At 38.4% G+C, this 16,275-nt stretch carries 19 protein-coding genes; 9 read left to right on the top strand and 10 right to left on the bottom strand.

Annotated elements, in window-relative coordinates; genetic code table 11:
* Positions 1 to 189 precede the first annotated feature (189 nt).
* A complete protein-coding gene (locus R2Q94_RS06580; RefSeq protein ID WP_316820652.1) occupies positions 190 to 861 on the bottom strand; it encodes an acetyltransferase in 672 nt (223 codons plus the stop codon).
* A gap of 632 nt (positions 862 to 1,493) precedes the next feature.
* Between R2Q94_RS06580 and R2Q94_RS06575 the strand changes: the two genes are divergently transcribed.
* Together R2Q94_RS06575 and R2Q94_RS06570 are read left to right on the top strand one after the other, a co-directional pair.
* Positions 1,494 to 1,679, top strand: coding sequence for a hypothetical protein (locus tag R2Q94_RS06575; protein WP_316820651.1), 186 nt, complete (start codon positions 1,494 to 1,496; stop codon positions 1,677 to 1,679).
* Positions 1,680 to 1,750: 71 nt separating this feature from the next.
* Entirely contained in the window at positions 1,751 to 2,869 is a 1,119-nt protein-coding gene (locus tag R2Q94_RS06570) for a GNAT family N-acetyltransferase (RefSeq protein ID WP_316820650.1), read from the top strand.
* A gap of 7 nt (positions 2,870 to 2,876) precedes the next feature.
* Here the strand turns inward: R2Q94_RS06570 and R2Q94_RS06565 are convergent, their stop codons facing one another.
* The 8 genes from R2Q94_RS06565 to mce all read right to left on the bottom strand — a co-directional run bounded on the left by R2Q94_RS06565 (position 2,877) and on the right by mce (position 8,597).
* The gene (locus R2Q94_RS06565; protein ID WP_316820649.1) at positions 2,877 to 3,206 is read right to left on the bottom strand and encodes a helix-turn-helix transcriptional regulator; all 330 of its coding nucleotides are present in this window, start codon (positions 3,204 to 3,206) and stop codon (positions 2,877 to 2,879) included.
* Positions 3,207 to 3,246: 40 nt separating this feature from the next.
* Positions 3,247 to 4,602 (bottom strand): UDP-N-acetylmuramate--L-alanine ligase, encoded by a 1,356-nt coding sequence (locus R2Q94_RS06560; protein WP_316820648.1) that lies wholly within the window; start codon positions 4,600 to 4,602, stop codon positions 3,247 to 3,249.
* Between the two features lie 52 nt (positions 4,603 to 4,654).
* The gene (gene prmA, locus R2Q94_RS06555) at positions 4,655 to 5,494 is read right to left on the bottom strand and encodes a 50S ribosomal protein L11 methyltransferase (protein WP_316820647.1); all 840 of its coding nucleotides are present in this window, start codon (positions 5,492 to 5,494) and stop codon (positions 4,655 to 4,657) included.
* Positions 5,494 to 6,258 (bottom strand): triose-phosphate isomerase, encoded by a 765-nt coding sequence (gene tpiA, locus R2Q94_RS06550; RefSeq protein WP_316820646.1) that lies wholly within the window; start codon positions 6,256 to 6,258, stop codon positions 5,494 to 5,496. Before tpiA ends, prmA begins: the two co-directional genes overlap by 1 nt.
* A gap of 59 nt (positions 6,259 to 6,317) precedes the next feature.
* A complete protein-coding gene (locus tag R2Q94_RS06545; protein ID WP_316820645.1) occupies positions 6,318 to 7,490 on the bottom strand; it encodes a GlmU family protein in 1,173 nt (390 codons plus the stop codon).
* Between the two features lie 71 nt (positions 7,491 to 7,561).
* Positions 7,562 to 7,810, bottom strand: coding sequence for a type B 50S ribosomal protein L31 (locus R2Q94_RS06540; RefSeq protein WP_316820644.1), 249 nt, complete (start codon positions 7,808 to 7,810; stop codon positions 7,562 to 7,564).
* Between the two features lie 92 nt (positions 7,811 to 7,902).
* Positions 7,903 to 8,190 carry a hypothetical protein gene (locus R2Q94_RS06535; protein WP_316820643.1) on the bottom strand — a complete coding sequence of 96 codons (288 nt, stop codon included), beginning with the start codon at positions 8,188 to 8,190 and terminating at the stop codon, positions 7,903 to 7,905.
* The gene (gene mce / locus R2Q94_RS06530; protein ID WP_316820642.1) at positions 8,190 to 8,597 is read right to left on the bottom strand and encodes a methylmalonyl-CoA epimerase; all 408 of its coding nucleotides are present in this window, start codon (positions 8,595 to 8,597) and stop codon (positions 8,190 to 8,192) included. The genes R2Q94_RS06535 and mce overlap by 1 nt, the downstream gene beginning before the upstream one ends.
* Before the next feature lie 124 nt (positions 8,598 to 8,721).
* On the opposite strand from mce, the gene R2Q94_RS06525 reads away from it, so the two are divergent.
* The 6 genes from R2Q94_RS06525 to R2Q94_RS06500 all read left to right on the top strand — a co-directional run bounded on the left by R2Q94_RS06525 (position 8,722) and on the right by R2Q94_RS06500 (position 15,047).
* Positions 8,722 to 9,933, top strand: a complete 1,212-nt coding sequence (locus R2Q94_RS06525; RefSeq protein WP_316820641.1) for an IscS subfamily cysteine desulfurase — start codon at positions 8,722 to 8,724, stop codon at positions 9,931 to 9,933.
* A gap of 66 nt (positions 9,934 to 9,999) precedes the next feature.
* The gene (gene iscU / locus R2Q94_RS06520; protein ID WP_316820640.1) at positions 10,000 to 10,413 is read left to right on the top strand and encodes a Fe-S cluster assembly scaffold IscU; all 414 of its coding nucleotides are present in this window, start codon (positions 10,000 to 10,002) and stop codon (positions 10,411 to 10,413) included.
* Between the two features lie 60 nt (positions 10,414 to 10,473).
* Positions 10,474 to 10,800: an iron-sulfur cluster assembly accessory protein gene (locus R2Q94_RS06515; RefSeq protein ID WP_316820639.1), complete on the top strand. Its 327-nt coding sequence runs from the start codon at positions 10,474 to 10,476 to the stop codon at positions 10,798 to 10,800.
* 115 nt (positions 10,801 to 10,915) lie between these two features.
* The gene (locus R2Q94_RS06510) at positions 10,916 to 12,823 is read left to right on the top strand and encodes a long-chain fatty acid--CoA ligase (RefSeq protein ID WP_316820638.1); all 1,908 of its coding nucleotides are present in this window, start codon (positions 10,916 to 10,918) and stop codon (positions 12,821 to 12,823) included.
* A gap of 203 nt (positions 12,824 to 13,026) precedes the next feature.
* Complete coding sequence (lysS, locus tag R2Q94_RS06505) at positions 13,027 to 14,748, top strand: lysine--tRNA ligase (RefSeq protein WP_410478527.1); 1,722 nt, start codon at positions 13,027 to 13,029, stop codon at positions 14,746 to 14,748.
* A gap of 86 nt (positions 14,749 to 14,834) precedes the next feature.
* Positions 14,835 to 15,047 carry a hypothetical protein gene (locus R2Q94_RS06500; protein WP_316820637.1) on the top strand — a complete coding sequence of 71 codons (213 nt, stop codon included), beginning with the start codon at positions 14,835 to 14,837 and terminating at the stop codon, positions 15,045 to 15,047.
* Between the two features lie 40 nt (positions 15,048 to 15,087).
* Here R2Q94_RS06500 and R2Q94_RS06495 read toward each other — a convergent pair whose 3' ends face one another.
* Positions 15,088 to 15,627 carry a DUF2892 domain-containing protein gene (locus R2Q94_RS06495; protein ID WP_316820636.1) on the bottom strand — a complete coding sequence of 180 codons (540 nt, stop codon included), beginning with the start codon at positions 15,625 to 15,627 and terminating at the stop codon, positions 15,088 to 15,090.
* Positions 15,628 to 15,752: 125 nt separating this feature from the next.
* Between R2Q94_RS06495 and R2Q94_RS06490 the strand changes: the two genes are divergently transcribed.
* Positions 15,753 to 16,265: a thioredoxin family protein gene (locus R2Q94_RS06490; RefSeq protein WP_316820635.1), complete on the top strand. Its 513-nt coding sequence runs from the start codon at positions 15,753 to 15,755 to the stop codon at positions 16,263 to 16,265.
* Positions 16,266 to 16,275 lie beyond the last annotated feature (10 nt).

Below are 16,275 nucleotides of genomic sequence, written 5' to 3'. Positions count from 1 at the left end.
CCTAAACTTGTTATAGATATTAAAAACAAACATAGTTTGTAAAAAGCGTTCTTATAGAATTGATCAAAGATATTTTACCTAACCTAAAACTATATCTCAATTCAGGTTTCATTTGTGTGTTAAAAAATGGTAAAGCCTCAAACTTTACCATTTTTTTTTGTACCGATTTTTTGCTATGCCCTTTTTTATTTAATAGGTTTTTACTGTTTTATGAAAAAGGGTGAATTTCCTCGAATCCGCAATACGGTGAGGAGTTGAAGGATTGGAAATGAGCAAATCGTCATCAGTATTTTTTGTGATAAAAACACCGGCACCAATCACATTTCTCCGCCCTATAAAAACGTCTTCTTTTACGGAGGAATTGATGCCAAGAAAAGAGTTACTCCCAACTGTCACGTTTCCGGCAAGTATATTTCCAGACAACAACACATTGTCCATGATGGTGGAATGGTGACCAATCCTGGCTCCGATTAACATGCAATTATTTCCTATGACCACAAAAGGCTGGATGTCACAACACTGGTCTATAAAGACATTTTGTCCGACCAGCAGATCAGGCCAGACATTGGCTTTAGAAGAGATGTAATTTGCAAAGGTATATCCGGCATCTTTTACTTTATGATAAATAATTTCCCTGACATCATTTCGACCAATGGCAATATGCATACAATGATCCTTCTTAGGACATTGCAGTACAACCTGTTCAAAACTCAGTATCGGCAAACCTAATAATTCGGTTCCTAGTGGTGGTACAAAGGCATCATCCACACAAAAGGCGACCACCTCATAGGAACTATCATTGTTAAAAGAGTAGCAAATAAATTCTGCCATTTTTCCGGTTCCATAAATAACTACTTTCATAATTCCTATTTAGATTTGTCAAATAAAGATAATGTAATTCAAAGGAAAAATCTATGCCTTAAGTGGGATTGAAACCGCCTACTTCACAGATTTACAAGTACTTAAAATATATTCAATTTTTTAATAATCGGCTATAGAGCTGTAAAATTTCACACAAATTACACAAGGTTATATACGAAAAAGACTGATCAGCATTGACCCCGAAGCTGTCGATTGTAAACCTAATTCACAGTTTTTTTTTGGATTTTACATTTTTCAGGACCATCAGTCATGATCTGTTGAAACAACCTGTGTCTGAAAGATACCTGCTCCTCTTCAAAAAATGTTTTTTTGGAGATATCGGAAATGATTAAAATTGAATTTTAATTGATCGCTAAAGTATTTATCCTTAGCCTCATTTATCAAATCAGGATAAATCAGACCAGCCAGACCACATCAATTCAAAAAAAATTACACTGAAAAGTAAGCGACTGTTCCGATCAATTTTTTTCAAAAATACGCTGACTATAAAATTTTTTTATACTAATTTTGATGCACGAAAAAATCAAATAAACACTGTTGTTTATATTTATAAAGATTTTTTGTAATTTTAACGTATCAATACAAACCTTACTGAATTTATTTTTTTTGTAATGAAAACTCCAAAAAACACCACTAGCAAAAGTGCATTAGTTGACCCTGAAACTGACATCGATGATTCAAGTGAAGAAACCGGCAGAAAGAAGTCGTATCAAGATGAAGACGACGACTTTGACATGCCTTTAGACGACCTGGAAGGTTTCGACAATTTCAGTGATGACGATGACGACGACTATTAAGAAATAGAACATAGTATTTTTCTAAGCATCCCCTTCAGGGATGCTTTTTATTTTAATTCAGCCTAGTATACATGCAGATTATCCCCGTATCCGACTCCAGGACAAAAAGAGAATTTTTAAATGTGGCCCGTTTTCTTTACAAAGATGACCCAAACTGGATTTGTCCGCTGGACCAGGATATTGAACAAATCTTTGACCCTAAAAAAAACACTTTCTTTACGCATGGAAAATGTACGCGCTGGATCTTAAAAGACAGCGCAGGGCAGACAATTGGCAGAGTATCTGCCTTTATCAATGACAAAAAAGCACATCAGTATGAACAAGCTACTGGTGGCATGGGATTCTTTGAATGTATCAATGATGAGAAAGCTGCATTTCTCTTGTTTGACACCGCCAAAACCTGGTTACAGGAACATGGTATGGAGGCAATGGATGGTCCGATCAATTTCGGAGAGAACGACTCCTTCTGGGGTTTGCTTGTAGAGGGCTTTACGCCGCCTTCTTACGGCATGAATTACAACCATGAATATTATCATGAGTTTTTCAAAAACTATGGATTTGAAACCTCTTATGAGCAAATCACCAATCATCTTGCAGTTAGAAAGCCTTTCCCTGAACGCTTTACTAAAATTGCGAACTGGGTGGCCAATAAACCTGGTTATACTTTTGAGCATTTTTCTAAAAAGAATGCAGAGAAGTATGTTCAGGATCTGATGGAAATCTATAATGATGGCTGGCAGGATTTTGAGAAGTTTGTTCCCATTAAAAAGGAAACTTTACTGGAAAGTTTTAAGAAAATGGAGACCATTATGGACGAGAAACTGATCTGGTTTGCTTACATCAATGGGGAGCCTGCTTCTTTTGTGGTCATCATTCCTGATGCCAATCAATTGATCAAGGGCTTTAATGGCAAATTAGGCTTAATTCAAAAACTCATGTTTCTTTATAAGCGCTGGGTTGGTGTCAATAGAATGCGTGCTATTGTAATGGGTACAAAAAAGTCATTTCAGAAACATGGGCTGGAATCTGCTTTATTCATCAAACTTAAGGAGTATGTGTTGCCTTTAGATCAATATGATGAATTGGAATTGAGTTGGGTGGGTGACTTTAATGACAAAATGCTGTCAATACATGAAGCAACAGGTGCCACTTTTGGCAAACGACACCTGACGCTACGTAAGATATTTTAATGATTACCTATTTTTCTCTGATCTCTTCATAAAGATCAATCACCTTCTTTTGAAGTTTAATGATCTCTTCTTCTCTCAAAGAAAGTTTTTCTTTGAGGGCGGAAATTTCTTCAAAATTAAGGGATTGCGGATTTTCACCTTCTTTAGAGATGATATCCATCGTTGATACCTGAAACAGGTTAGCAATTTGCTCTAATCTGGAGATGTTGATATCTGTAATACCTGTTTCAATTTTTGAAAAGGCAGGAATTGAAATATTTAGACGTTTAGCCACTTCCCCTTGGCTCCAGCCATTTTTCTGGCGTAATTGTCTAATGTTTTTTCCAATGATATTCATGTGATAAATTTAGGTGTATTATTCTAGTTTATACTTTATGTTAATTGGTAGTCAACTCACGTGCCAATTTCATTAAATCCAGACCAGCAAAATTACCAGAGCTCATTAATAATAAATTTTTGCGATTAAAATTCATACTCAATAAGTAATCATTTAATTCTTCAGAATTATTAAAAAACTGTAATTCATTAGAATTAAACGCATTTTGTACATCTAATTTACTAAATGGTATAATCTTTTTATGTTTAAAAGTTTCTTCATCAATGTATACAATTGAACAGTCAGCCTGTTTCATTGTATCTGCATATTGTGCTAAAAATTCTTTATTCAAACTACTAAATGTATGTAACTCTATACACGCTACCAATTTCCTTTCTGTAAACTGAGTTTTCACCGCCTCTATGGTTGCTTTTAACTTTGATGGGGAATGAGCAAAGTCTTTATACACGTTGGTTTCGTCCTTTTTGATCAACAGTTCCAGCCTTTTTGCGGCGCCGGTAAATGAAGAAATGGCTTCATTAAACTGAGTTGAATTAATTCCCAGTGCCTCACAAACTAAACCTGCGGCATTCAGGTTCATCAGGTTATGATTTCCAAAAACGTTTAATGGGGTATGGTCAGGCAATAGGTAAGTGATCCCATCCTTTACCTCATGCGCAGGAATTTCATATCCTATTTTCTGTACATTGGCTGTAGATCTGTTTACCAGTTGATTTAAATCTTCATCGGCTGAACAGTAAATCAATTTTCCTTCCGGTTGAATGGTATCTATAAACAAGTCAAATTGTCTGGTATAATCTTCGAAAGTTGGGAACACATTGATATGATCCCAGGCAATTCCACTAATTACTGCAACATTTGCTTTATATAAATGAAATTTTGGTCGCCTGTCTATCGGAGAAGCCAGGTACTCATCGCCTTCGATAATGATGAGCGGTGCTTCATCCGTTACCTTTACCATGGTATCAAATCCGGTAAGCTGTGCACCTACCAGGTAATCAAAATCGCGGTTATAGTAATTTAACACATGCAGAATCATGGAAGTGATGGTGGTTTTACCATGACTGCCTCCAATCACTACCCGAAGTTTATCTTTGGTTTGCTCATAGATATACTCCGGATAAGAGTAGATTTTAAGTCCCAATTCCTGTGCCTTCAACAATTCAGGGTTGTCTAGCAAGGCATGCATGCCTAGAATGACTGCATCCAGATCAGGAGTAATGTTGCTGGCATCCCAGCCCATTTGCTCAGGCAAGATACCATGTCGGGCTAACCTGCTTGCAGAAGGTTCAAAAATAACATCATCAGAACCCGTTACCTGATATCCTTTTTTGTGTAAGGCAATGGCCAGGTTGTGCATGGCGGAACCGCCAATAGCTATAAAGTGTATGCGCATATTACAATGATAAAATAAGGGACGAAAAATACCGCCGAAGCGGTATTCATCTTTAATCTTTTTTAAACTGGGCAGCCACCCACTCTCCTATTTTTTTATGATCTACATACCTGATCTGCAAAGCTTCACAGGCTGCCTTAATCATATCCAGATCCGGACTTTCATAGAAGCCACTAAAGAAGATACTTCCTCCAGAGGCTAAAACTCCAGCATAGGTAGGAATTTGATCCAACAGAATATTTCTGTTGATGTTGGCCAGTATGATGTCGAACGTTTGTTGCGGAATGGTTTCTTTACCACCACAAGCAGCCCTTAAATTGGTAATGCCGTTTAGCTCCGAGTTTTCTAAAGTACTCAGATAGCATACGTCGTCGTTATCTATTGCAACTAATGATGCTGCACCTTTCTTGGCCGCTAAAATGGCCAGAATACCTGTTCCACAGCCCATATCAAGGATATTTTTCCCTTGAACATCTGTAGTCAGGATATATTGCATCATCATGGTTGTGGTTTGATGGTGACCAGTACCAAAAGCCATCTTAGGATCAATCACAATCTCATATTGATATTGTGGTTGTGCCTGATGGAAAGTTGCTCTTACATAACATTGCTCGTCGATAATAAGGGGCTCAAAATTTTTCTCCCACTCCTCATTCCAGTTCTCTGCAGCAATCTCTGTTACGGCATATGTAATTTCCAGTTCTTCTTTGTACCTGTCCAATACCTCTTTTAGACTTTCTAAAGTGTAACTGTCCTGGTCAATAAATGCGGCAAAGCCATTTTCGGTATCTTCAAATGTATTAAAGCCAATCTCCGCCAAATCACTGATCAACAAATCTTGTTGATATTCTTCTATCGCTGTAAAGCTGAATGTTACCTTGATGTATTGCATTAAGAATTGAAAGTTTTAACGATGTCAGTAAAGTCTCTTGATTTCAATGAAGCGCCACCAATTAATCCGCCATCAATATCGGTTTGAGCGAATAATTCAGCTGCATTTTTAGGGTTACAGCTTCCGCCATAAAGAATGCTGGTACCTTCTGCGATTTCAATACCATATTTAGTTGCAATTTCTGCACGGATAAAAGCATGAACTTCCTGTGCTTGTTCAGCAGTAGCAGTCAAGCCCGTTCCAATTGCCCAAACCGGTTCGTAAGCGATCACGATTTTAGAAAAGTCTGCAGCTTCTAAACCAAAAACACCATTTACCAATTGAGATTTCAACACATCAAAATAGCTTCCGTTATTTCTTTCGTCTAAAGTTTCACCAATACAGAAAAGTGGGGTCAGGCCATTTTGTAAAGCGATAACAGTTTTCTGAGCCAATAACTCATCTGTTTCTGCAAAGTACTGACGTCTTTCAGAGTGTCCGATGATCACATGACTGCAACCTACAGATTTGATCATCTTTGCAGAAGTCTCTCCTGTATAAGCACCGCTTTCATTTTGGTGACAATTTTGAGCACCAATTTTAACGGTTTCACCACCTAATTGTGCCAAACTGTTTAAATGAATGAATGGAGCGCAGATGATGGCGACCTGGTCACCTTTTTTCTCATCTCTTACCATATTTACAATTTCTGAGAATAAAGATATTCCTTCGGCATAATCTAAATTCATTTTCCAATTTCCGGCAACGATTTTTTTTCTGGTCATATTTTTATTGTTTTAGCGCCATGAAGCTAAGATAAAAGGCTTCAATTCTGCTGTTTTTTTTAATGATTATGAAGTCTGTAGGTCTGAGTCAGCTCAAACACAGCAGTTAATATATTTTTCTCTACTTCATCGAAAGGGGTATCCCGACGTTCAAATACATGTTCCGCAGTTTCAAACATCTTCTCTAAGCGATAGGTTTGAAAGCCCTCTGCTCCACCCCAGGAGAAATCAGGAATAAAGGTTTTAGGGAATCCGGAACCAAAAACATTGACCCCAACACCTATTACAGATCCCGTATTAAACATCGTATTGATCCCACACTTTACGTGGTCGGCCATTACCATACCGCAGAACAACATTCCTGTTGGCCGGAAATCATCCTTCGAATAGTCCCAGATTTTTACCTCTGCGTAATTATTTTTAAGGTTGGAATTATTGGTATCTGCACCAATATTGCACCATTGTCCCAATACGGAGTTGCCAAGATAGCCCTCATGACCTTTAGAGGAATAACCCCAGATAACGGAATTATTGATCTCTCCACCAACCCTGCTAAAAGGACCAATGGTAGTCTGACTGTAGATTTTGGCCCCCATCTTGACTTGTGAATTGTGGCATAATGCAAAAGAGCCCCGAATATGCGCTCCTTCCCAGATTTGACTATTCTTACCAATATAGATGGGTCCGCTTAAGCTGTTTAATGTAGCACATTCGGCGCCACCGCCTTCTTCTACAAATACCTGATCGCCAAGGATCACGTTCGTATTACTCAAGGCTGCTGAAGAACGACCTTTAGTTAATAAACTAAAGTCCTTTTTCAGCTCCACATCATTGTTTTTAAAGATATCTTCCGGATGAAGAATTCTGATCAATTCGCCTTCATAATTTACCGGTCTCAAATCAGCTGTCTGTGCAGGGCTTGTACCAAAAGGCGCGGCATAGGCAATCAGTACTTCTTGTTGTTTCAATACCTCTCCATCGCGCAAAAGGCTTATTGCTTCCAGCAAACCTTCATCGGGACAAACTGAGCCGTTAATGTGTAGCCTTGCGTTAACCGCAGGATATTTCACAGAAAGATAAGGGATTGTCAGGAAACCGGCAGTAGCATTTAAATGCCGCTCCCATTTTTGAGCAATGGTGAGGATACCAACACGAAGATCAGCAACCGGTCTTGTAAAAGATAGCGGACGCAGGGATGCCCAGGCATTATCATCAAATAAATTGATTGTCATAAGCAACAAAAATAAAAAAAGTCCCGAAGCAATAGCATCGGGACTTTAAAATAATTACTTTTTTGGTAGAATTACTTCTTAGCGTAACGAGTTTTGAATTTATCGATACGACCAGCTGTATCTACTAACTTCATTTTACCAGTATAGAATGGGTGAGAAGTATGAGAAATCTCTAATTTATATAGAGGGTATTCGTTACCATCTTCCCAAGTGATGCTCTCTTTAGTATCTACACAAGATTTAGTTAAGAAAGAGTACTCATTTGACATATCTTTAAATACTACAAATCTATAGTTTGATGGATGCAGATCTTTTTTCATGATTTTATATTATTATTTCCTTATTTCTCGCTTATTTTTAAGGTTGCAAATATCCTAAAATTATTTTTCAATAGCAAGGAAGTCTTAAAAAATTATCCACTATACTTTTTTCTGGTCTCTATTTTCTCTTTTTGCCGCCTTAAATAGGCATCAGCAATCACTTCAGCAGAAGGAAGCTCCGAATTACTGATCAAAAGACTTTTCAATTTTTCCTCATCCACGTCGGTACGATACAGAATATTCATCATTTTGGAGATATCATGATCCAGCAGGTAAGCAAAAGCCTGTACCAGCCGCTCCCGGATTTCTGCTTCCGTCCAGAATTCTTCTACTTCAAAATCTCTGCTCAGTATCGTACTTAAGGCTTTTAAATCTTCCATCAGCTGTTTTTTATTTCCTGACACAATTCTACCAGTACCCCATTTGTCCCTTTCGGATGAAGAAAACAAACCAGTTTATTGTCGGCTCCAGGCTTTGGTTGTTCATTCAACAACACAAACCCTTCCTTTTTTAAACGTTCCATCTCTGCCAGGATATCTTCCACATCAAAAGCAATGTGATGAATGCCCTCCCCTTTCTTCTCCAGGAATTTAGCAATCGGACTTTCCGGTCTACTGGCAGCCAGCAGTTCAATTTTATTGGTTCCGGTTTGAAAAAACGCGGTATGCACGCCCTCCGACAAAACTTCTTCTCTTTTATAGCATGGGGAGTTTAATAATTTCTCGTAAAGATCGCAGGATAAATCCAGGTCTTTTACAGCGATACCGATGTGTTCAATTTTCCTCATATCTGATTAAACGGTTAGAAAAATGTAAAAATGCAGGTTTTACCTATACGGTCATAGCTATTATTTATAATTGTTGGCGTTCTTTTTTCGTACATTTGTCTATTATTAAGAATAATTACATACGATGGAACTTCCTATTTACTTAGATAACAATGCAACTACTCCCCTTGACCCAAGGGTTTTAGAAGCGATGCTACCATATTTCACCAACAAATTTGGTAACGCTGCCAGCCGTAACCATGCTTTTGGATGGGTGGCAGAAGAAGGTGTTGACTACGCTCGTGAACAAGTGGCAAAACTAATTGGCTGTACTGATAAAGAAATCATCTTTACTTCAGGTGCTACAGAAGCAGACAATTTAGGTATTAAAGGAGTTTACGAAATGTATCAGGACAAGGGTAACCATATCATTACCGCAACTACTGAACATAAAGCAGTTTTAGATGCTTGTAAACACCTGGAAAAATTAGGTGCTAAAGTAACTTACCTTCAAGTGAAAGAAGATGGTTTGATCGACCTTCAGGAGCTTGAGGCTGCAATGACTGAACAAACCATTTTAGTGACCATCATGTATGGTAACAATGAAATCGGTGTGATTCAACCAATTAAAGAAATTTCTGCCATTGCACACAAACATGGTGCATTATTCATGACAGATGCAACACAGGCTGTAGGAAAAATTCCTGTAGATGTAAATGCTGATGGTATTGACTTAATGGCATTCTCGGCACATAAAATGTATGGCCCTAAAGGTGTTGGTGCATTATATGTACGCCGTAAAAACCCAAGGGTTAAAGTAACTGCACAAATCGACGGTGGTGGCCATGAGCGTGGTATGCGTTCAGGAACATTAAACGTTCCGGGTATCGTTGGTCTGGGTAAAGCTTGTGAACTTTGCCGTTTGGAAATGGATGAAGAAGCAAAACGTTTATCTGCATTAAGAGATAAATTGGAAAGCGCTTTATCTGAAATGGAAGAAAGTTATGTAAACGGTAACACTGCACACCGTTTGCCACATGTAGCCAATATCTCTTTTAAATATGTAGAAGGTGAAGGCTTAATGATGTCTATGAAAGACCTTGCAGTATCTTCTGGATCTGCTTGTACTTCCGCTTCATTGGAACCTTCTTATGTTTTGAAAAGCTTAGGTCTTTCTGATGATTTAGCACACTCATCTATCCGTTTCGGATTGGGTCGTTTCACGACTGAAGAAGAAATTGATTTTGCAATTGAGCACACTAAAGCAGCAGTAAACCACTTGAGAGAACTTTCTCCACTTTGGGAAATGTTTAAAGAAGGAATTGACTTAAGCAAAATTGAATGGGCGGAGCACTAAGCTTCAGACCTGAATAAACAATATTTAATCACAATCCCTGGAAACAGGGATTTAGAGGAAAACAAAATGGCATACTCAGAAAAAGTAATGGAACATTATACCAACCCTAGAAATGTTGGTACTTTAAATAAAGATAACAAGAATGTAGGTACAGGATTAGTTGGTGCACCTGAGTGCGGCGACGTAATGCGTCTACAGATTGAAGTAGATGACAATAATGTAATCACAGATGCAAAATTCAAAACCTTTGGTTGCGGATCTGCAATTGCTTCTTCTTCATTAGCAACTGAATGGTTAAAAGGAAAAACTGTAGATGAGGCTTTGGCTATCGACAATATGGACATCGTGGAAGAATTGGCTTTACCGCCGGTAAAAATTCACTGTTCAGTATTGGCTGAAGATGCCATCAAGTCGGCAATCAACGATTACCGCGTTAAAAACGGTATGGAGCCAATTGAAATGCCTAAATCTCATCACTAATTTCAATCATAGTCTGGCAGGAAATTTGTGTTGTGATGCTAAACTTTAATTTATAAAACGATGATTACGATAACCGATAAAGCGAAAAGCAAAATAGATCACCTGATGCAAGATGCGCAGATGGATGACAGCTATTTTTTGCGTGTCTCTGTAAAAGGTGGAGGTTGCTCTGGTTTATCTTATAATTTAGATTTTGATAACGAAGAGAAAACCGGAGACCAGTTTTTCGAAGACAGAGGGATCAGGATTGCATTAGATATGAAATCCTTCCTATATCTTGCCGGTACTGAGCTTGACTTTTCAGATGGTCTAAACGGAAAAGGATTCAATTTCCATAACCCTAACGCGAGTCGTTCTTGCGGTTGTGGCGAGAGTTTCTCTGTTTAAGTCATACACCTTATTGATTTAAAAGGGCACATCAGTGCCCTTTTTTCATGAACTGATTTTTTCTTAGCAAAGAAAAGTTTATCATTGTTCCTCCAATCAAACAAAACAATACAACATGGTATCATTTAATGAGTCTTCTACTGTACCTAGTCTCTTAAGAAATGTGGTAGAAAACATTCATAAACCAACGGAGACTTTTCTCATTCATAAGAAGAATGCAGATTGGGAAGAAATCTCTTTTGAAAAAACACTCGAACGCGCAGATGCAGTCGCCTCATTTTTCCTGGATAAAGGAATTGTAAAAGGCGACAGAATGGGTTTAATGATCGAGAATTCTCCTGACTATGTTTATTACGACCAGGGTATCCAACAAATTGGTGCCATTAATGTCTCTATTTATCCTACACTCTCTGAACAGGAGGTGACCTATATTATTAATGACTCAGGAATTAGAGCCATTCTAATTGGTAGTCCCTTTCTATTTAAAAAAGTAACCAAGATCGCCGAGAACTGTAGAAATTTGCAGTACATCATTCCTGCTTTTCCAGATTATCAGAAGATTGCTGTACCGGAAGGAATGAAAGCGGAAGTAATTCCATTTTCTACTTTACTGGAAAATCCGGTAACTGAAGACAGACGCGCAGAAATTAAAAGTATCCGTGAAGCAATACGTCCCACAGATACCTCCTCACTAATTTACACTTCAGGTACTACGGGTACACCAAAAGGTGTGGTTTTATCGCACAACAACTTCGTACAAAACGTTAAGGTGTGTTTGCAACAAATCCCGATCATCGACGAAACAGAGACCTTTCTATCTTTCCTTCCCCTATCTCATGTATTTGAACGTACTGCAACCTATCATGTTTGCTGTGCTCAGGGTTGTAAGATCGCCTATGCCCAGAGTTTAGAGCTCCTGGCAAAAAATATGGCGGAGATCAAGCCAACGGTGATGAGCTGTGTGCCTCGTTTATTGGAAAGAATCCATGATAAAGCCATTAAAAGCGGAACTGCTGGCGGCGGACTAAAATCCAAAATTTTCCTTTGGGCATTAGACATCGGACAAGAATACCGCAGCGAGAAAGAAGCGGGCAGACAGCCTGGCCTGATCTTATCGGCTAAAAAAGCGATTGCTGAAAAACTGGTATTTAGCAAGATCAAGGAAAAAACCGGTGGTCGTTTAAAATTCATGTTGTCTGGTGGTGCAGCATTGCCTAAAAATGTAGGTGAGTTTTTCGGAAACCTGGGTATTAAGGTGCTGGAAGGATTTGGCCTGACAGAAACATCCCCTGTAATGGCGGTAACTGAATATGACCGCCAGGTATATGGTACGGTGGGTCGTGTAATTCCTGGAATTGAAATTGGGATTCAGGACGTAGAAACGAAGAAAATCATCAATATTCAAACTCATGAGACTTTCCAGGAAGATTTTGAATGTGCAGAAGGGGAGATTATTGTCCGCGGTCATTGTGTAATGCAAGGTTATTTTAACAAACCTGCAGAAACAGCGGAAGCCATTGACAAGGACAATTGGTTCCACACGGGTGATATCGGCCGTTTTTATAAGGGAAACCTGCAAATTACAGACCGTTTAAAAAATATGATTGTCAACGCTTATGGTAAAAATGTTTACCCTACTCCAGTAGAAAACATTTACCTGAAAAGCCCTAAAATTGATCAGTTGTTCCTGATTGGCGATAAGAGAGAATATTTAACAGCGATTATTATTCCAAACAGAGAAACTTTACAGGAAGAGTTCAAGCTCAAGGATTCCTTTTTCCAACAACCACAACTATTCATTGAAGATAAAGAGATTGTAGATTGGATCGCCAAAGACATCAAAAAACTTTCAAATGAACTGGCCAAGTTTGAGCGCATCAAAAACTTCAAGATCAAAAGAAACCCTTTTAGCATTGAAGATGGAGAGCTCACCCCAACATTGAAAGCGAAAAGAAAAGTCATTGAAAACAAGTATGCCGCCTACATCGAAGAGATGTATCAGGAGGAAGTTGAGGTCGACTAAATCTGCTTTTAAAGCGTTATACGGATCAAAAAGGAGGTTTTTTCCATCACTGGAAAAAGTGTTATCAATTTGCGATATAATAATACCTCCTTTAATCGTATAAAAACCTCACAAATCACTATTTTTGTGAGATCACAGAAATCTGTGGTGATAATCAGCATAAAATAAACCTTTTCCGGCATGATGCCGGACAGATCACAAATATGAGTACAGGACTATCAGAACAAGAGTTGTTGCGTAGAAATTCGCTAAACCAACTTCGTGAATTAGGGATCGATCCCTACCCTGCTGAAGCATTTGAAATCAATGCCAATGCAGCAGATATTTTAGCTAACTACGAAAGAGATAAGACTGCATATAAGAACATCAGCATAGCAGGCCGTATCATGACCCGCAGAATTATGGGGAGTGCTGCCTTCGTAGAATTACAAGACTCAACAGGAAGAATACAAGTTTACTTAAAAAGAGACGAGCTATGTCCTGATGAAGACAAAACCCTATACAATACCGTATTCAAGAAGTTATTGGATCTGGGAGACTTTATAGGCGTACAGGGATATGTTTTCACCACCCAAACAGGAGAAATCTCTGTTCATGTCACTTCTTTCAAATTGTTATCAAAATCCCTGAAGCCTTTACCAGTGGTAAAACGCGACGAGGAAGGAAATATTTACGATGGTTTTACCGATCCGGAGATGCGCTACAGACAGCGTTATGTGGATCTTACGGTAAACCCTGGATTCAAACAGATTTTCATCAACCGTTCGAAGGTCATCAATACAATGAGAAATTACTTTGATGAACAAGGTTGGATGGAAGTAGAAACCCCGATTCTTCAACCGATCCATGGTGGTGCCGCGGCGCGTCCGTTTGCGACACACCACAACACCCTGGATATGCCTTTATATCTACGTATTGCCAACGAACTTTACCTGAAAAGATTAATCGTGGCAGGTTTTGATGGCGTCTATGAGTTTGGTAAGATGTTCAGAAATGAAGGTATGGACCGTACACATAACCCGGAGTTTACTTCGATGGAAATCTATGTAGCTTATAAAGACTACATCTGGATGATGGGTATGGTAGAAGACTGTCTGGAAAAAATCACGGTGGCTATTCATGGAAAAGCAGAAATTGAAGTGGGTAAACACAAAATCAATTTCGAAGGTCCTTATGAAAAACTGACCATGTACGAATCTATCCAGAAATATACTGGAATAGATGTATCAGACATGACAGAAGATCAGATCAAAGAAGTATGCAAAAGCCTGAATATTGAGGTAGATGCTTCTATGGGTAGAGGAAAGCTGATTGATGAGCTATTTAGCGAAAAAGTAGAAGCTAACCTGATCCAGCCTACTTACATCACGGATTATCCTTTGGAAATGACTCCTCTGGCTAAAAAACACAGAAGTAAAGAAGGTCTGGTAGAAAGATTTGAGCTGTTTGTAAATGGTAAAGAAATTGCCAATGCCTACTCAGAACTGAACGACCCTATTGATCAGAAAGAACGTCTGATCGATCAATTGAAACTAGCTGAAAGAGGTGATGATGAAGCGATGGCTATGGATGATGATTTCATTCGTGCATTAGAATATGGCATGCCTCCAACTTCCGGTTTAGGAATTGGTATTGACCGATTGGTGATGTTAATGACCAACCAGTCTACTATTCAGGAAGTTTTATTCTTCCCTCAAATGAGACCGGAGAAAAAAGCGAAAGTAACAACTGATGAAGATTTCGTAAATGCAGGTGTACCAGCTGAATGGGTTCCTGTCATCAGAAAGATGAATATCAATACGATTGAAGAGCTAAAAGCAGCAAATCCAAATAAGGTTTTTAATGACCTTGGCGGAATGCGCAAGAAAATGAAACTGGAATTAACGATGCCTTCAAAAGAAGCCGTTGAAGCCTGGTTTGCTTAACAAACTGATAACATAAACTTAAAGGCTTGCTACAGGAATTGTAGCAAGCCTTTTTTAATTTAGAGCATAATTAAAACCTAGAAATTATGTACAGTTCAAGTTTAGAAATCACAGAAAGCGAATACTGCATTAAGCTCAACAAAGAGGAGTTTGACTTGACTTTAATCCGTCAGTTGATCAGCAGGATCCAATCGGAGCAATTGTTCTTTAGCAGGAAAAAAGAAGACCTGGAAGATGACATCATCAGCAGATCAAACCAGGACAACTATGAGAATTACGACAGATTAAGTGAAAAATAAAAAGCCACATTTTCATGTGGCTTTTTATTCTTTGATATTCTTATTTATATCTTACTTGTTGTTGTCTGTCCATCATCCCCATCTGATCTTTCATTTGTTTGATTTGATCAGCTAGTAATTTATTCTTATCAGCTTTCTTCGCTTCTGCTAAGTACATCTGCGCTTCTCTTTTATTTCTCTTACCCATTGCAATTCCTGCAAGACTTAACTTCGCCAATGCAATGTTATGGTCCATAGTCATTCCCAATGCAAGTGCTTTCTTGAAGTATTTCTCTGAAGCCATTGGTGCTTTTCTGGATTCAATTAAACCAATCAACAAGTTATAATAACCGTGTTGTGCTTTGATCAATTGTTTCTCATAATCAGTAATTCTTCTTAAGAAAACTTCTGATTTAGCCATGTTATCTTTTCTTAAATACCATTGTGCAAGCAACATATTCTCATTAAAGAAGTAGGTAACCAGAATCAGAAGACTGATGAAAAATGCTAAAATTCCCCATCCCCATAAACCGAAGACCATCAGGGCGATGGCCCCTCCTAACACTGCGAAACCTATAATAAGGCGAACTATATTTGGCATATTCCTTTTAAATTATTTTTTGCAAATATCGTGTTTATATCACAAAAAGCAGATTTAATTTATAATTTCAATAAAGAAAAGGAGGATACTCCCTATCGGCCACCAAAACTAAGCTTAAAACTGTGATGAAAAAGTTAATTACCTTTACGCTCTTATTATTTGCTATGACAGCCAGTTCACAAGAAATCAACAAAACCACCAAAGACGAAGCCGGAAAAGTTACCGGATTGATCAATATCTGCAATAGAACGGGCTTTAAGGCCATACCGGAGATGCAGAATAGGTATGAGGTAGAATATCCTGCTTATCAGCCAGATCAAACTACAATTGAAGCCCTTCAACCTTTAATAAAAGATAAAAAAATCACCATTGTAATTGGCACCTGGTGTGGGGATAGTCAGCTACAGGTACCTCATTTTTACAAAATGCTGGATGCCTTGAAAATTCAGGAGAAAGACGTTACCCTAATCTGTGTAGACCGCAGCAAAAAAGCTGAAAACGGATTGATTGATGGAATGAACATTACCAATGTGCCTACTTTCATCTTCAACGCAAATGGGAAAGAACTTGGCCGCATCACAGAATCACCAAGAGAAAGCCTGGAAAAAGATATGTTGAGTATCTTCGCCAAAAAATAACATACCATGA

Source organism: Pedobacter gandavensis, from assembly GCF_032678465.1.
GTDB classification, from domain to species: domain Bacteria; phylum Bacteroidota; class Bacteroidia; order Sphingobacteriales; family Sphingobacteriaceae; genus Pedobacter; species Pedobacter gandavensis_B.
This window is presented reverse-complemented; position numbering and strand designations above follow the sequence as displayed.

Excerpts from the sequence above, each read along its gene's own strand:
- R2Q94_RS06580 (WP_316820652.1), bottom strand. The coding sequence starts at position 861 with ATGAAAGTAGTTATTTATGGAACCGGAAAAATGGCAGAATTTATTTGC.
- R2Q94_RS06575 (WP_316820651.1), top strand. The coding sequence starts at position 1,494 with ATGAAAACTCCAAAAAACACCACTAGCAAAAGTGCATTAGTTGACCCT.
- R2Q94_RS06570 (WP_316820650.1), top strand. The coding sequence starts at position 1,751 with ATGCAGATTATCCCCGTATCCGACTCCAGGACAAAAAGAGAATTTTTA.
- R2Q94_RS06565 (WP_316820649.1), bottom strand. The coding sequence starts at position 3,206 with ATGAATATCATTGGAAAAAACATTAGACAATTACGCCAGAAAAATGGC.
- R2Q94_RS06560 (WP_316820648.1), bottom strand. The coding sequence starts at position 4,602 with ATGCGCATACACTTTATAGCTATTGGCGGTTCCGCCATGCACAACCTG.
- prmA (WP_316820647.1), bottom strand. The coding sequence starts at position 5,494 with ATGCAATACATCAAGGTAACATTCAGCTTTACAGCGATAGAAGAATAT.
- tpiA (WP_316820646.1), bottom strand. The coding sequence starts at position 6,258 with ATGACCAGAAAAAAAATCGTTGCCGGAAATTGGAAAATGAATTTAGAT.
- R2Q94_RS06545 (WP_316820645.1), bottom strand. The coding sequence starts at position 7,490 with ATGACAATCAATTTATTTGATGATAATGCCTGGGCATCCCTGCGTCCG.
- R2Q94_RS06540 (WP_316820644.1), bottom strand. The coding sequence starts at position 7,810 with ATGAAAAAAGATCTGCATCCATCAAACTATAGATTTGTAGTATTTAAA.
- R2Q94_RS06535 (WP_316820643.1), bottom strand. The coding sequence starts at position 8,190 with ATGGAAGATTTAAAAGCCTTAAGTACGATACTGAGCAGAGATTTTGAA.
- mce (WP_316820642.1), bottom strand. The coding sequence starts at position 8,597 with ATGAGGAAAATTGAACACATCGGTATCGCTGTAAAAGACCTGGATTTA.
- R2Q94_RS06525 (WP_316820641.1), top strand. The coding sequence starts at position 8,722 with ATGGAACTTCCTATTTACTTAGATAACAATGCAACTACTCCCCTTGAC.
- iscU (WP_316820640.1), top strand. The coding sequence starts at position 10,000 with ATGGCATACTCAGAAAAAGTAATGGAACATTATACCAACCCTAGAAAT.
- R2Q94_RS06515 (WP_316820639.1), top strand. The coding sequence starts at position 10,474 with ATGATTACGATAACCGATAAAGCGAAAAGCAAAATAGATCACCTGATG.
- R2Q94_RS06510 (WP_316820638.1), top strand. The coding sequence starts at position 10,916 with ATGGTATCATTTAATGAGTCTTCTACTGTACCTAGTCTCTTAAGAAAT.
- lysS (WP_410478527.1), top strand. The coding sequence starts at position 13,027 with ATGAGTACAGGACTATCAGAACAAGAGTTGTTGCGTAGAAATTCGCTA.
- R2Q94_RS06500 (WP_316820637.1), top strand. The coding sequence starts at position 14,835 with ATGTACAGTTCAAGTTTAGAAATCACAGAAAGCGAATACTGCATTAAG.
- R2Q94_RS06495 (WP_316820636.1), bottom strand. The coding sequence starts at position 15,627 with ATGCCAAATATAGTTCGCCTTATTATAGGTTTCGCAGTGTTAGGAGGG.
- R2Q94_RS06490 (WP_316820635.1), top strand. The coding sequence starts at position 15,753 with ATGAAAAAGTTAATTACCTTTACGCTCTTATTATTTGCTATGACAGCC.